This window comes from Nocardia vinacea, from assembly GCF_035920345.1.
In the GTDB taxonomy this organism is placed as follows: Bacteria; Actinomycetota; Actinomycetes; order Mycobacteriales; family Mycobacteriaceae; genus Nocardia; species Nocardia vinacea_A.
The window spans coordinates 6,214,537-6,229,188 of sequence record NZ_CP109149.1 but is presented as its reverse complement, the minus strand read 5'-3'; the positions used below and the strand labels follow the sequence as shown (position 1 = coordinate 6,229,188).

At 65.5% G+C, this 14,652-nt stretch carries 15 protein-coding genes; 4 read left to right on the top strand and 11 right to left on the bottom strand.

From position 1 onward, the window contains the following. Positions 1 to 28: 28 nt before the first annotated feature. Positions 29 to 1,081: an NAD(P)-dependent alcohol dehydrogenase gene (locus tag OIE68_RS28320; RefSeq protein WP_327094100.1), complete on the bottom strand. Its 1,053-nt coding sequence runs from the start codon at positions 1,079 to 1,081 to the stop codon at positions 29 to 31. Between the two features lie 186 nt (positions 1,082 to 1,267). Between OIE68_RS28320 and OIE68_RS28315 the strand changes: the two genes are divergently transcribed. Continuing rightward, positions 1,268 to 2,389, top strand: a complete 1,122-nt coding sequence (locus OIE68_RS28315) for a S1C family serine protease (protein WP_327094099.1) — start codon at positions 1,268 to 1,270, stop codon at positions 2,387 to 2,389. Here OIE68_RS28315 and OIE68_RS28310 read toward each other — a convergent pair. The 10 genes from OIE68_RS28310 to OIE68_RS28265 all read right to left on the bottom strand — a co-directional run bounded on the left by OIE68_RS28310 (position 2,386) and on the right by OIE68_RS28265 (position 11,662). Then, positions 2,386 to 2,952, bottom strand: a complete 567-nt coding sequence (locus OIE68_RS28310; protein WP_327094098.1) for a vitamin K epoxide reductase family protein — start codon at positions 2,950 to 2,952, stop codon at positions 2,386 to 2,388. The genes OIE68_RS28315 and OIE68_RS28310 overlap by 4 nt on opposite strands. Beyond that, positions 2,949 to 3,722 (bottom strand): DsbA family protein, encoded by a 774-nt coding sequence (locus OIE68_RS28305; RefSeq protein WP_327094097.1) that lies wholly within the window; start codon positions 3,720 to 3,722, stop codon positions 2,949 to 2,951. The genes OIE68_RS28310 and OIE68_RS28305 overlap by 4 nt, the downstream gene beginning before the upstream one ends. A 126-nt stretch (positions 3,723 to 3,848) precedes the next feature. Further along, positions 3,849 to 4,694 (bottom strand): polyphosphate kinase 2 family protein, encoded by an 846-nt coding sequence (locus tag OIE68_RS28300; protein ID WP_327094096.1) that lies wholly within the window; start codon positions 4,692 to 4,694, stop codon positions 3,849 to 3,851. 495 nt (positions 4,695 to 5,189) lie between these two features. Next, on the bottom strand, positions 5,190 to 5,885 hold the full coding sequence (locus OIE68_RS28295) for an ESX secretion-associated protein EspG (RefSeq protein WP_327094095.1): 696 nt from the start codon (positions 5,883 to 5,885) through the stop codon (positions 5,190 to 5,192). After that, entirely contained in the window at positions 5,882 to 6,547 is a 666-nt protein-coding gene (locus OIE68_RS28290) for a hypothetical protein (protein WP_327094094.1), read from the bottom strand. The genes OIE68_RS28295 and OIE68_RS28290 overlap by 4 nt, the downstream gene beginning before the upstream one ends. Positions 6,548 to 6,550: 3 nt before the next feature. Next, complete coding sequence (locus OIE68_RS28285; protein WP_327094093.1) at positions 6,551 to 6,970, bottom strand: hypothetical protein; 420 nt, start codon at positions 6,968 to 6,970, stop codon at positions 6,551 to 6,553. Between the two features lie 134 nt (positions 6,971 to 7,104). Next, the gene (locus OIE68_RS28280; protein ID WP_327094092.1) at positions 7,105 to 7,737 is read right to left on the bottom strand and encodes a class I SAM-dependent methyltransferase; all 633 of its coding nucleotides are present in this window, start codon (positions 7,735 to 7,737) and stop codon (positions 7,105 to 7,107) included. A gap of 258 nt (positions 7,738 to 7,995) precedes the next feature. Beyond that, entirely contained in the window at positions 7,996 to 9,249 is a 1,254-nt protein-coding gene (locus OIE68_RS28275) for a saccharopine dehydrogenase family protein (protein ID WP_419150811.1), read from the bottom strand. A gap of 28 nt (positions 9,250 to 9,277) precedes the next feature. Beyond that, the gene (locus OIE68_RS28270; protein WP_327094090.1) at positions 9,278 to 10,717 is read right to left on the bottom strand and encodes an AarF/ABC1/UbiB kinase family protein; all 1,440 of its coding nucleotides are present in this window, start codon (positions 10,715 to 10,717) and stop codon (positions 9,278 to 9,280) included. Between the two features lie 264 nt (positions 10,718 to 10,981). After that, positions 10,982 to 11,662, bottom strand: a complete 681-nt coding sequence (locus OIE68_RS28265; protein ID WP_327101834.1) for a TetR/AcrR family transcriptional regulator — start codon at positions 11,660 to 11,662, stop codon at positions 10,982 to 10,984. A gap of 234 nt (positions 11,663 to 11,896) precedes the next feature. On the opposite strand from OIE68_RS28265, the gene OIE68_RS28260 reads away from it, so the two are divergent. From OIE68_RS28260 to OIE68_RS28250, 3 genes are all read left to right on the top strand, one after another. After that, on the top strand, positions 11,897 to 13,303 hold the full coding sequence (locus OIE68_RS28260) for a DUF445 domain-containing protein (protein WP_419150569.1): 1,407 nt from the start codon (positions 11,897 to 11,899) through the stop codon (positions 13,301 to 13,303). A gap of 177 nt (positions 13,304 to 13,480) precedes the next feature. Further along, complete coding sequence (locus OIE68_RS28255) at positions 13,481 to 13,981, top strand: helix-turn-helix transcriptional regulator (RefSeq protein ID WP_327094088.1); 501 nt, start codon at positions 13,481 to 13,483, stop codon at positions 13,979 to 13,981. After that, complete coding sequence (locus OIE68_RS28250; RefSeq protein WP_327094087.1) at positions 13,978 to 14,625, top strand: heparin-binding hemagglutinin; 648 nt, start codon at positions 13,978 to 13,980, stop codon at positions 14,623 to 14,625. The genes OIE68_RS28255 and OIE68_RS28250 overlap by 4 nt, the downstream gene beginning before the upstream one ends. Positions 14,626 to 14,652 lie beyond the last annotated feature (27 nt).

Here is a 14,652-nt window from a genome sequence, read left to right as displayed (position 1 = left end):
CGGCGACGAATCGGCGCAACGACACGGACTAGATCGTTGCGGCGTCGATCACGAACCGGTACCGCACATCGCTCGCGACGACCCGGTCGTAGGCGCCATCGATCTCGTCGGCCGAGATCAGCTCGATCTCCGCGCCGATTCCGTGTTGGGCGCAGAAGTTCAGCATCTCCTGGGTCTGTGCGATACCGCCGATCATCGAGCCGGCCAGCGCCCGCCGGTATCCGGCGAGGATGAAAGATCTGACGCTCAACGGGTTCTCGGGTATGCCGAGGATCACCAGGGTGCCGTCCAGCTTCAGCAGGCGCAGGTAGCTGTCGATCGGCAGATCGGCCGAGACCGTATTGAGGATCAGATCGAAGCGGTTGCGCAGCTCGCGGAAGGTTTGCTTATCGCCGGTCGCGTAGTAGTGGTGCGCGCCGAAGCGTTTGCCGTCGTCCTGCTTGCTGAGCGAATGGCTCAGCACGGTGACATCGGCCCCCATCGCCGCGGCGATCTTCACCCCGACGTGCCCGAGTCCACCCATGCCGATGATCGCGACCTTCTTACCCGGCCCCGCATTCCAGTGCCGCAGCGGGGAGAACAGCGTGATGCCCGCGCACAGCAGCGGTGCCGCCACATCGAGTCCGATGCCCTCCGGAATCGACAGTACGAAGTTCTCGGTCACCACGACCTGGGTCGAATAGCCGCCCATTGTGTACCCACCCGGCTGGATGGAGGAGTCCACCTGGGTGTTGTAGGTCATGGTGGCGCCGTTGTCGCAGTACTGCTCCTCATTGGCCAGACATGGACCGCAGACGCCGCAGGAATCGACCATGCAGCCGACGCCGACCCGATCGCCGACCTGATGCTTGGACACCTCCGGACCGACCGCGGCGACAATGCCCGCGATCTCGTGCCCGGGGACGCACGGGTATTTGGCGCTGCCCCATTCGTCGCGGGCGGTGTGGATATCGGAGTGGCAGATACCCGCGTATTTGACATCTATCAGCACATCGCGCGGTCCGAGCTCGCGCCGCTCGATCATGAGTTTCTCGAATTGCCCATCGGGCGCGGACATCGCATACGCAGCAGCAACGCTCATGCCTGCGCCTCGCTGGCGCTCGGCTTCGGCATGCGCGTTGCGCGCTGCGTCATGGTTCGCTCACTGCGTTCGCTCATGCGTACATGCCTACCGCCGCATGCGGAGGATTGCCAAACGCTTCGCCGAATAAAGATCTCCGGCCACAATGGAATTGGTCAAGGGCCCAGCCGGCGGCGGGAGAGCGGTATGGACGACGAGCGGCACCGCCCGCCCGAGGGGCGGCGAGTAGACAGTGGCGGGCGGGCGCTGGCGCTGTTCGCGGCCGTCCTGCTCGCCGTGGCCGCCTTCTTCGGTTTCCGCGGTGAACTGCCCGACTGGTCGTCGCCCTCGGGTGCGGACAACTCCCCGCCCGCCCTGCTCGAGCCGCTGCCGCCGCTGGATCCGGTGGCGGTCGCGCAGGCAGTAGAACCGGCACTGGTGAATATCAGCACGTCCGCGCGGCCGTTCGGACTCGGCGCGGCCGGATCCGGGATCGTGCTGACCGCCGATGGACAGGTGCTGACCAGCCATCATGTGGTCAAGGGCGCCGAAACCGTGTCGGTCACCGATGTCGGCAACGGCACCGTCTACGACGCGACGGTGCTCGGCTACGACGCCGGTGCGGATATCGCGCTGCTGGAACTCACCGGTGCCACCGATCTGACGACCGCACGCATCGGCCGCTCCGCCGAGCTGCGCGTGCACGAGGATGTGCTCGCCATCGGTAATGCGGGTGGCGCGGGCGGCACGCCGACCTCGATCCCGGGCAATATCACCGATCTGAACAGCACGATCGTCGCGCTCAATGCCTCCGATCTGACCCGCAAATCGCTGACCGGGATGGTGGAGATCGCGGCGCCGGTCACCGCGGGACAGTCCGGCGGTGCGCTCGCCGATCCCGGTGGCACGGTGGTCGGCGTGATCACCGCCGCGTCGGGCGAAACCTCACGTGAGGTCGGGCGCACCCCGAACGGCTATGCGGTGCCGATCGACACCGCGATGCGGGTCGTGGGCCAGATCCGTTCCGGCACGCCCACCGAAACTGTGCACATCGGGCCGACCGCGACGCTCGGCGTACTGATCTCCGATGCGAAACCGAGCGGGGCGAAGATCGATGTCGCACTGTACGGATTACCGGCCTACGCCGCCGGACTCGTCGATGGCGATGTCATCACCTCGATCGACGGCCGTGGCATCACCACCGCGAAGGCGCTGCGGGGCGCGATCAATGTGCACAAGCCGGATGACATCGTTCAGCTGGGTGTCCTCGGCATCGGCGGAGTGCAGCGCACGATCACCGTGGTGCTCGCGCTGGGCACACCGAACTAGACCAGCGACAGCCAGTAATCCTGGAACTTCAGGAAGATCAGCAGCAGCACCACGGCGTAGAACACCGCGACGAACGTCCACCGCCACTCGACGACGATCCGCATCGGTCCGCGCGCACCACCCCACACCTGCTCGGTGGCCACCGCGAGCAGCGGCGTGATGATCGCCCACACCACCATGCAGTACGGGCACAGCGCGCCGATCCGGTACAGGCTCTGGAAGATCAGCCAGCAGATGAAGACCGTGCCGAGCACGGTCCCCACCCACAGTCCGCCCCAGATCCAGCGCGGAAAGCGCACATTGGCGACCGCGAGCACCGCGAGGGTGACAACCACCGAGAAGCCGACGATGCCGATGATCGGATTGGGAAATCCGAATTTGGCGGCCTGTTCGGTGGCCATCACGCTGCCACAGGACAGGATCGGGTTGATGCTGCACGAGGGCCGGTAGTTCGGATCGGTGAACAGCTTGAACCGCTCGATGGTCAGCGTGACCGAGGCGAGCCACCCGGCCAGCCCGCCGATCAGCAACACCCAGGCGGCCCTGGATGTCGCGCTGTTCACTGGCCTCCGGCGGCGATCGCGGGTGCGAGGCCGCCGGGGGTCATCAGCTCCTGGCTGGACTGGATCTGCTTACCGTTGACGAAGACCGTCGGGGTCGACTGGATGCCGCTGTTCAGCACGTCCTTGGTCTTGGCCCCGATGTATTTGTTGTAGCTGTTGTCCTTGATGCACTGCCCGACCGAATCCGGAACGCCCGCGCCCTTCGCGACATCGATCAGCTGGTCATCGGTCAGGCCCGCACTGCCCTCAGCGGGCTGCTGTGTGTACATGGTGGTCAGCCAGTCGAGGTACTTCGACGGATCCGCCTCGGCGACGCAATACGCCGCATTGGCCGCGCGCGAGGAGTACTTCGTGGTGGAGGCCTTGTCCAGGAACGAGATGATGTTGTATTCGACGATGGCCGTGCCATTGTCGACGGCATCCTTGATGACCTTGGCGTTGGCGGCCTCGAAGCCCTTGCAGGCCGGGCACTGCAGGTCGGCGACGACGCGGACGGTCACCTTCGCATCCGGCTTGCCGATGCGGACCGCGCCGTTATCGGTGATGGTCGCGGTGGCGCCATTGGGCAGTTGGCTCGCGGTGGCGGCGATGGACGGGGTGGCGCCCAGATCGTTCTTGTTTGCGTTCTTCACCGCGATACCGATGCCGATCGCTGCGATGAGCCCGACCAGCACGACGGCGACACCCACCTGGATGAGGATCTTGCGGTTGCGGTCGGCGCGCTCCGCCGCCGCGAGCGGATTCGTTTTACCACCCGGTTTATTGCTCACCGTGCGTTCACCACGCCTTTCGCTTGCCTGCCGGTTACCTGCCGCCACGATGGTAGATCCGGAGCTCCCCCGGGGCGTGGACGGGCACGGCCACATCATCCGTGGTCAACCTGAGAGGAACCTTGGTCAGGCTTCGGTGAGGCGGCGCTGTTGCTCCTCGACATCGAATAAGGCCGGTGGCCAGTCGAGTTTCAGCCCGTCGAGTGCGTCGATCAGCAGTTCGGTGACCGCGAGGCGGGCGAACCACTTGTGGTCGGCCGGGAGCACATGCCATGGGGCGTAGTCGGTCGAGGTGCGGTCCAGCATGACCTGGTAGGCCTCTTGATAGGCGGGCCAGTAGCCGCGTTCGTCGATATCGGCGGGGTTGAACTTCCAGTATTTATCCGGTCGGTCCAGCCGTTCGCGCAGCCGCTCCTTCTGCACGTCGAGGGAGACGAACATGGCGACTTTCACCAGCGTGGTGCCCTGGTCGACCAGTTCCCGCTCGAAGGCGTTGATCTCGTCGTAGCGCGGTTCCCAGACCTCCGGCGGCACCAGATTGTGCACCCGCACGACCAGCACATCCTCGTAGTGCGAGCGGTCGAAGACGCCGAGTTGGCCGGCGCGCGGCAGTTCCTTGCGAATGCGCCACAGGTAGTGGTGGCTCTTCTCCTCCCCGGTCGGAACACCGAAGGAGGCGTGGTCGACGCCCGACGGATCCACCGAACCGATGACGTGGCGGACGATGCCGCCCTTGCCTGCGGTATCCATCCCCTGCAGCACCAGCAGCACGCTGCGGGTATCGCCGGAACGGCCGTTGGCGTAGAGCTTCTCCTGCAGATCCGAGAGCACGCCTGCACGTTCTGTGAGCAGCTTCTGGGCCTGCTTCTTGCCACCTTTGAATCCGGGCGTACCGGAGGCATCGAGATCAGCGATACGCAAGCCATCGGCCCGCAAGGCCTCGATGGGCGGCAGAGACCATTTCTTCGCCATCGATGTATCTTATGGCTCTGTCTGATTGCCGCGCCTTCGGCGCGGCGTGTTCACGGCCCCCTGTGTCTCGCGTCCGAGCCGTCGAGACTCGCGACTTCGTCGCATGCGCTTCGACGGCTCGGACGCGAGACGGGCCGCGAACGGGTCGCTCGTAAGACTCGCTCCGTTGGGGGCACTGATGGCAGGTCGTTCAGCACCCAATGCACACGCGCCGGATGGTCGAGCCCTACGCGTGCGGCGCATGCGCTTCGACGACTCGGACGCGAGACGGGTCGCGAACGGGTCGCTCGTAAGACTCGCTCCGTCGGGGTCACTGATGGCAGGTCGTTCAGCACCCAATGCACACGCGCCGGATGGTCGAGCCCTACGCGTGCGGCGCATGCGCTTCGACGACTCGGACGCGAGACGGGCCGCGAACGGGTTGATCGTAAGACTCGCTCCGTTGTGCTCACGGGGGTGCTGCGACGTGGCGGTTGTCAACTGCCCGGCGATGGGTCAGCGGATCTGGGCTAGGCGGAGCAATTGGTCGGCGAAATCCTCGTCGGTGACCGGGGTCAGGGTCAGCTCGTGCGAGGTGGTGAGCAGATAGCGTCCGTCACCGGTGAAATCGAGCCAGCTGCGGTGCCTGGTGGGCGGCGACATCGGGTTTTCCGGTTCCACGGTCACGGTGATGAAGCCGCGACCGTCCACCGGTTTTCGCAGGGTCTGACGGAACCGGGCGGCGCGGCGATGACCGTTGGTCGCGCTGTCGCCTTCGTCGGCGTTCAGGACCGCGTCCTGCGGCTCCCGCATGGGCGCCAGCTTGCCGGGCTCGGCCGATCCGATGATCTCGATCAGATGTTTGCCGAGGTTGCGGGCGTGGCACATGCGCACGGTCACCTTGTCGATATCGGCGGTCAGAATGCCCGCGTGGTTGTGCACCACCGCGGCGAAAACAAGGATCCGCTTGGCCCCCGACTCACCGGAGACGGTGATGGTGGTGGCATCGGGGCGGGCGCACAGCATGAGTGCGGCGGCCAGATCGGCATCGGCCTGGCGGGCGAAGCGCTGGGGTAGTCGCAGTGCGGCGTATTCGGATTCGGTGCGGACCGTGGCGGCGGGCGCCAGATTGACCGGATAGGGGCGGCGGTCCAGACTCGTTTCGTTCTCCCAGACATGCGTGAATTCGTCCGGGGTGAATACCCATTTCACCGTGCGCCCCCGCTGCCGGCATTCGGCCGCGCGATCTGTGGGCCGTCGGGCGGCGGGGTGAACCGGGGGACATGGTCGCCGGATGCGGGCATGATCGGGGTGTAGACATAGGTCATCGTGTCCTGGACATCGGCCTGCGCCGTAGCAGCGGCCATGTCGTGGTCCATCCTGCGTTGTCCGCCGTGGATCGCTTCGGCGGCCTGATCTTCCAGAGCACGATACTGCGGCGGCGGCGGAATCGCCGCTCGGATGGCCTGTGCCGCATCGGAATTGAGCTCCATCAGGCGCTGTACCGCGCGGCAGACATCATTCGCCTCGGTACCGGTGCGGACGAATTCGCGGGTGGCGCGCAGCGCGGCATCGGCGGAACGACCCGACCAGTGCGCGAATTCGCGATTGGTGGCATCGGAGAAGGCCTGGAATGCCTCGGCGACCACGGTGGCACTGGCGCGCCAGGCATCGGCGACCCGGCCGAGAGCCGCGGGATCGATGACCTCGTGCACCAGATCCCAGATCTCTTGGTGCGTATAGGCGCCGAATAGTTCGCGCTCGGGTGCGTACGGGGGATCGGTTCCGCCGCTTGCTGATCCGGCGGAAGCGGCGACGGCGCGCTGCTGGACCCGGATGGCGTCGGCGGCTGCCCTGGTGACGGAATCGGCCATGGGTCAGTGGTTTCCGTCGGACTGTTCGCCGCGCGGCGACTCCAGGTAATCGGTGATCAGTTGCATGGCCGCACGGTTCGCGGCCTCGGCATCCTCGAATCGCTTTCCCGCGGCCAGATAGGCGGCCTTGTACAGCAGGGCGGTTTCCTGGAATGCGGTGACGGTGTCGAGGAATTGAGTGCCCTTGTCGCCGAAGCCTTTTGCCAGGCCGTGGCCCGTCGGCAGGTCGGGAAAACCGGATACCTCCGTGACGAGATGTCCGGTGGCCGTCGCCTTTTGTAGATCCTCGACGAGCTTGTCGCACGCGGCAGCGAGGTTTTCGGCGACATCCTCGGCCAACTCGAAGGGTGCCCCGCCGCTGGTTCCGGTGGCGGCGGCATACAACTGTCTGGCCATCCGCTGACCGGTATCCGGTACCGCCATCTGGGTCGCCCCCTCACATTCGGTCCACCCACCGCTTGCGGGCACTTTACCGTTCGGTACCGACCGGTGTAACCCGCTTGTGCTCGTCCCTCGGCGTCGCACCCATGTGATGTGGCGCACCACAGCGGGGGTCTCTAGAGCGGGCGGGTGGCGCTGATGTATTGCAGGAGGCGGTGGACCTGTTGATCTATATCGATCAGGCCCGCTTCGGCGAAGAGCTTCGGGAAGGTCTCGTCGTCGAAGACACGAAGTCCGCTCCAGCCGCCGACGACACGGCTCGCCCGGCCGAACGGGTTGTCGCCGCGGTAACTGGTGGTGATGGCGATGCGGCCGCCGGGGGCGAGGACGCGGATCATTTCGCGGGTCGCCGCGATCGGGTCGGGGATCAGGTAGAGCGCCCCGAAGCAGCAGACGGCGTCGAAGGTGCCGTCGGCGAAGGGCAGGGTGCGCGCGTCGCCGCGGAGATAGCCGACGCGCGGGCCCCCGTTGTCGGTGACGGCTCGGGCCAGCATCGGTGCGGAGTAGTCCAGGCCGATGGCGAAGCCGTCCCCGTCGAGGGCATTGCTCAGATAGCGAGTGAAGTTGCCTGGGCCGCAAGCGATATCGAGCACCTTCTTGGACCCGTCGAGACGCAGGGTGGTGACGGCGTCGCGACGGTCTGCGGCTGTGGTGCGGCCGCTGGCCAGATAGAACAGCGCGGGCCGCCAAGCCTTTTCGTAGATCGCGGCGAGGGCGGGGGCGTTCATGGTGCGTCGAGCGAGGTTCACCGCACCGCCCTCAGGTCGGCTGGTGGCGGTGCGGTGACCCGTCTATGACGCTCGACTGGTCCGGATCTCATTTGTGTTCCTCGTCGTTGGGGAGTTCCAATCAGGCGCTCGCAGTGTCCGCATCCCGAGCTCTCGCATGACTTCGCGGTTCGGGTGCGGTGTGTCGCGCGGAGAGTCGATGTGCGAGATCTGCCGACGGTCTGCGACGTACCCGGAAGGTATGTGAGGCGGCGGCTGGTCGGGCGACGCGGAAGGCAGTTACGTGCGCTCGACCTCGATGGTCATGCCTGCGGCACGTAAGCGGTCGGTGAGCGCGTCGCCCATCGCGGCCGCTGGGGTGAGGATACCGGCCAATTCGGGCTGCTTCGTACCGTCGAATGCCAGGCACAGTCCGGCCTGTCCGAGCATTACGGCGGTGGCCTGGTAGCCGGGATCGCCGGCGCCGGAGAAGGTCGCCACGTATTTCGCGCCCGAGGAGGTGCGCGCGTAGGTCTTCATGGTGAACCAGCCACTCGTGCGCGCCTGTTCGCTCGGTCCGGTGCCGGGCTTGGGCACGATCCGGTCGAGCAGCTTGCGTCCCACCGCGACTCGCGACAGCACCGCACCGGCGGCCATGGTCGCCACGATGCCGCCCGCCATACCGGCGGCCACCAGCGGCGCCGCGGCCGACTTGCCCGCGTTCATCACCTCGCGGTAGCGGAAGTTCTTACCGTAGACCCAACCGAGCAGGCCATTGGTGCGGCGCACGATCTTGGTGTTGTGCGCGGCCATGACGAAGGTGCCGACCCACCCGTCCAGGCTTGGGTCGATGCTGCTGGCCCGCTGCAGCGCCTGATCGGTCTGACGGCCGACATTCGGTTCCATCGACTTGTCCGGGCTGAGCGAATACGGGTGGCTCATCACCGAACCCTTGGCCGGATCGGCCGCGATGGCCTCCATCATGGCCCGGCCCGAGTCGATGGTGCCGCCGCTCACCCCGCCCTTCAGCGACGCGATCAGGGTGGTGTCCTCGAGCTCGCCGGTGTTGTCCGCGACCGTGTGCTTGTACAGCTGGTACACACTCAGATCCGACGGAATCGAGTCGTAGCCACAGGAATTCACGATCTTCGCGCCGGTCTCCACTGCTTGCTCGTGGTACCGGTCGATCGCGTCCCGGATGAACAGCGGCTCACCGGTGAGGTCGGCGTAGTGGGTACCAGCCTTCGCGCACGCGGCCACCAGCGGTATGCCGTAGCGCAGGTACGGGCCGACGGTGGTCACCACGACAGTGGTCCGCGCGGCCAGTGCGTCGAGTGCGGTCTGGTCGGTCGAATCGGCAACTACCAGCCCCCAATTCGCGGCAGCGGGGCCGAGTTCGTCACGAACCGTTGTCAATTTGTCGAGCGAGCGTCCCGCCAGTGCGATGCGCGCCTCGGCGGGCGCCGCGCCGAGCAGATACTGCGCGGTGAGCTTGCCGACGAAACCCGTTGCGCCGAACAGCACTAGGTCGAATTCTCGGTTGTCTGTCATGATCTTCCGTTCGATAGCTGCTCTGGTGGATTTACTTGGTACCGGAACCGCGCGTGGTCCGCTTCTTCGCCCGCGCCCGCGGCTTCTTGGTCGGCGTCGGTTTGCGCTCGCTCAACCACTCCCGATGCGCTTTACCCAAATCGGTGACGGGCGCTTCGTCGTAGAGCCATTCGCGGGAAATCTTGTGCCAGTTCGCGGTGCATTCGAGCTGACCGAGCATGCCGAAGGTGAGGAAGTCGGCACGCCGCGAGAACAGGTGCTCCGGCGGCAGATTCTGCTGTTTCATCCCGGCGAATTCACTGGCTCGCGGATCCACCGCGAGCAGAAACGCACCGCTGGCCAGTTCCGGGGTAATGGTCAACTCCTCGTCGAGCAGACACCATTCCGAGGCCGCGAGCACGTATTCCAGGCATTCCTCGGCGCCGATCTCGTCGGGCGAGTCGAGCACGCCGCGCTCGATCATCAACTGCCGCAGGTCTTCGGCCCGATCCTCGGCCGCCGCGCGCAGACAGATCGTCTCGAACCGCACATGTTCGGGATCCATCCGATTGAACAGGCCGAAATCGAGGAAGCCGACCCGACCGTCGTTGGCCAGCAACACATTTCCCGGATGCGGGTCGCCACAGAATTCGTTGAAGCTGAACAGCGAACCGACATAGAAGCGATAGATGATCTCGCCGATCCGATTGCGTTCGACCGCGGGCAACTGCCGGATCTCCTCGAATCCCTTGCCCGCCACATAATCACTGACCAGCACCCGCGTCGTACTGAGTTCGGGCAGTGAACGCGGCACCATGATGAACGGGTGTCCGGCGTAGAGCTCGGCGATCTGGAGCTGGGTGTCGGCCTCGGCGTGATAGTCGAGTTCGCTCTCCATATTCAGCCGCAGCTCGTCGAGTACGGCGGGCGTGACCCACGGCATCGCCGATTGCAGAACGCGCCGGAACATGGCCAGATTCTTGAGATCCGCGCGCACCGCCGCGTCGATGCCCGGGTACTGCACCTTCACCGCGACCTGACGTCCGTCGTGCAGCCGCCCCAGATAGACCTGCCCGATCGAGGCCGCGGCAATGGGCTCGGGCTGGAATTCGTCGAATACCGCGTCCAGCGGCTGTCCGAAGTCCTCCTCGATCACCTGCCGCATCGACTCGAACGACACTGTCGGCGCGGCATTGCGCAGCACGGCGAGTCGTTTCTGGAAGCGTTCGCGATGGCTCTCCGGCACCAGATCGAGATCGAGCACCGACATCATCTGGCCGAGCTTCATGGCCACGCCCTTCATGGTCCCGAGGACCGTGACCACCTGCTCGGTGGTGCGGATCATGGACTCCTCGGCCATCTTGGCGCGTACGGCCGCCGACCGGCCCCGCATGGATAGGCGTGTGCGCTGGGTTCGAATTACCGAACCGGCTGCCACCGCACCCAGCTTGGTGCCACGAGCAAGCCGAGAAGTCGGCACTTGCTTCGCCATCGAGGTACCTCCATTGGTGCCAGCGGTCGGAGCGACGGGCGCGCAGGCGGTAGCTTGCGTAACCACGTAGCGACCCGCGCAGACCGCCATCGGGCGCAAAGCGCGGGGCGGTGACGTGGGACACCCGCGTACCGCTCGGCTTCAGAGTAGCCAACCTCGCGGCAATGTCGAGACCGCCGTCACTATTTCAGCTAGCGCCCCAGCTAGCGGCCTGTTAGCGCGCGAAGTCGGGCGATTGATCAGTCGGCGATCACTAGCTAGCGCTCAGGCGCCGGCTTGCGGCGGGTCCGGCAGGATGTGTGGCTGGGCGTTGAAGATCGCCCGGGAGCCGCCCGCGCGCGCCATGCCCTCGATGGCGCTCCAGGCCATCATGGTCAGGTAGTCGATGACTTCCTCGCGCGACATCGCCTTATCCGTGGTCCACCAGTGCGTAGCCAACTGGATGCCGCCGACGAGCACATAAGACCACAGCAGCGCGCCCTCGGTCTCGAAGCCGTGCTCGACGCCGCGATCGATGATGACCGTGGTGACGACGTCGGCGAAAAGCTTCTCGAATTCGGCGAGCGAGGATTGATCGGTCGAGCCGTTGCCCATGATGAACCGGTAGACCTCGGGGTCCTCGTCGACTGTGCCGACGTAGGCGGCCAGCGCCGAACGCACCAGGTGGTACTCGTCCGCGTCGAGGCTGATCGCCTCGTACACCCGCGGCATCAGGGTGGTCTCGATGAACCGCTGCATGGTCGCGTGGACCAGGTCGTTCTTATCCGAGAAGTAACGGTAGAGCACGGTTTTGGAGACGCCGATCTCCGCGGCGATCTCGTCCATGCCCGCGTTGCTGCCCCGCGTGCGAATAGCCGCGAGGGTGCCATCGACCAGCTCTTCGCGGCGGTCGATCTTGTGCTGCCGCCATCGGCGCTTACGGCCGTCCGTCCGGCCGGTGCGCACCGCTGCCGGTCGTTCGGCAAGCTCGCCGACATCGACAAGGTCTTCGGTGGACAGCGTGAGCTCCCTCGTTTGTGTGGGTCCGTGGACCACCAGCTTAGGTCCAGGCAACGACCCACATGCGCGTTTGGGTGTCGGTTGCGACAGGTTGCACATAATCGGGCCATTCGGCGTCGGTTGCGTGTCGCTTGCGATCGGCTCGGAGGTCGGTCGGTAACACACAGCAGAATGGGTGTCATGGAGAAAGCTCCCGGCAACACGGCGGCGCGAGCGACGGGCCCGGAGGCGGAAGCGGAGCGTAACCACCAAGGGCCCCGCGAACGCCGCCGATCCAATACAGCGGTGCTGGATGCGCCCACGTCGGCACCCCCGACCAGTTTCGCGGCCTTCGTCGACGAGGCGGGCAAGCGCCGCGATCTGTTCAAGATGAAGGCCCTGGCCACCGGGTTGTTGGCGTTCGCGACAGCGGTCTATCTGTTCTGTCGCTGGCTGGAATCGCGCGGAGTGAGCGGTGATTGGGTCGGCTACCTGCGGGCCGCGTCCGAGGCGGGCATGGTCGGCGCACTCGCCGACTGGTTCGCCGTGACCGCGCTGTTCCGCCATCCGCTCGGCCTGCCGATCCCGCATACCGCGATCATCAGGAAGAAGAAGGATCAGCTCGGCGCCAGTCTCGGCGCCTTCGTGGGATCGAATTTCCTTGCCCCGGATGTGGTCTCGGCGAAGGTGAATTCGGCGCAGGTCTCCTGGCGGGTGGGGCGCTGGATGGCCGATCCCGGACATGCGGGCCGGGTGGCGCAGGAGAGTTCGACCATTCTGCGCGCGGTGGTCGGGGTGCTGCGGGACGAGGATGTCGAGCAGGTCATCGACAACACCATCGTCAAGCGGATCGCCGAACCGCTGTGGGGTCCGCCGATCGGCCGGGTGCTTGCCGAACTGCTCGCCGACAATCGGCAGTTGCCGCTGCTCGACATGCTTGCCGAGCGTGCGCACCAGTGGGCGCTCGGTTCGCAGGAAACGATCGACCGGATCGTTTTACGGGATGCTCCACAATGGGCGCCGAAATTCGTAAACATTCTGCTTTCAGAAAGGATCTATCGGGAACTCGTCGAGTTCACCTGGAAGGTGCGGTCGAATCCGGAACACGAGGTGCGACTCGCGGCGAATCGGTTCCTCGAGGAATTCGCCTACGACCTCCAGCACGACGAGGCCATGATCAAAAAGGCCGAGCGGATCAAGGCGCAGATCATGGGTCGCGAGGAGATCACCGGCATGGCCGAGGCGACCTGGCGCGCGGCCAAGCGGCTGATCCTGGAATCGGCCGACGATCCGAACTCCACGCTGCGGCGCAAGGTCGCCGAGAATGTGCAGCAGCTTGGGGAGCGGCTGCGCGATGATGCCGAGATGCGCGCCAAGGTCGACGATTGGATCGATCGCGGTGCGCGGTATCTGGTGGAAAACTATGCAGCGGAGATCACCACTCTGGTCACCGATACGGTTGCCAGGTGGGATGCCGAGGAAGCTAGCAAGAAGATCGAATTGCAGGTTGGGCGTGATCTGCAATTCATTCGCATCAATGGCACGGTCGTAGGATCGCTGGCAGGGCTGGTGATCTACACGATTTCGCAGTTGATGTTCGGCGGCTGACCGCCGCTGCGTGAGCTCAGGCCTGGAGGCGGCAGCCTGCGTAACCACGGAGGGTCGTGAACGCCGCGAATTGGGCAGAGCGCGCTGAATGTTTGCTGGAGGGGTGCTTACAACGTGCTTGCAATAGCTAGCACCCTGCTTTAGAATTGGATACGTACAACCGCCAGAAGGTGAGTGATGGCAGACCAGCCCGAAGGTTCCGCCGAGTACACCGACGATTCGCAGGAGAGATCCAGCGGCGTCGGCGAAAAGGCGGCGCGTGTGGCCAACGCGGCACATGACATCGGAGGTTTCATCAGGGCACAGCGAGAAGCCGCGCAAGTCTCGTTGCGTCAGCTCGCCACCCTGGCGGGAGTGAGCAATCCGTATCTCAGCCAGATCGAGCGCGGATTGCGTAATCCGTCCGCCGAAGTACTCGCGCAGATCGCCAAGGCACTGCGGGTCTCTTCGGAGGTGTTGTACGTACGGGCTGGCTATCTCGAGCAGCGGCCGCACAGTCCGGTCCGGGATGCCCTGCTTGCCGATACGTCGATCAGCGAACGGCAGAAGCAGGTGCTGCTGGAAATCTATGAATCGTTTCGCCGGGAAAACGGAGGAAGCGAACCAGGGGGGGACGAGTGGGACAGCGACGTTCCGAGCACATCACCAACTCCGCCACGCCAGGAGAACGAAGAATGACCGAAAACGTAACCATCAAGCCACTGTTCGCGACCGTCGGTGCCGGTGATGCCGTGTACGCCGCGGTTGTCGACGCCGTCAGCCAGGTGCGTGAGCGCGCCGCCACCGCCGACGTCAGCGGCCGCGTCGAAGAGGCCCGCGAGCGCTTCGCCAACGTGCCCGCCGATGTCCGGGCCCAGTTCGAGACGCTGCGCGAGCGGCTGTCCGGCCTGCCCTCGGAGCTGCCGGAGGACCTCGCCGAGCTGCGCGAGAAGTTCACCCCGGAGGAGCTGAAGGCGCTCGCCGAGAAGTACTACACCCAGGTCATCGACCTGTACTCGGATCTGGCCGTGCGCGGCGAGGAGACCGTCGAGCGGCTGCGCGCCAACCACCTGGTCGAGGATCAGGTCGAGCGCGTCGAGACGCTGTACAAGGATGCGGCCAGCCGCGCCGAGGATGCCCTCGCCAAGGTCAACGAGCTGATCGGTCGCCCGGCCAAGGAAGAAGAGGCCGAGGTCGAGCCGGTCGTCGAGGCCGAGGTCATCGAGGTGACCACCGAGACCGAGCCCGCCGCCGACAGCGTCGCCCCGAAGAAGGCTCCGGCCAAGAAGGCACCCGCCGCCAAGAAGGCTCCGGCCAAGAAGGCGGCCCCCAAGAAGGCCTGACGCCCTTCCCTTCTCCACGCTGACGAC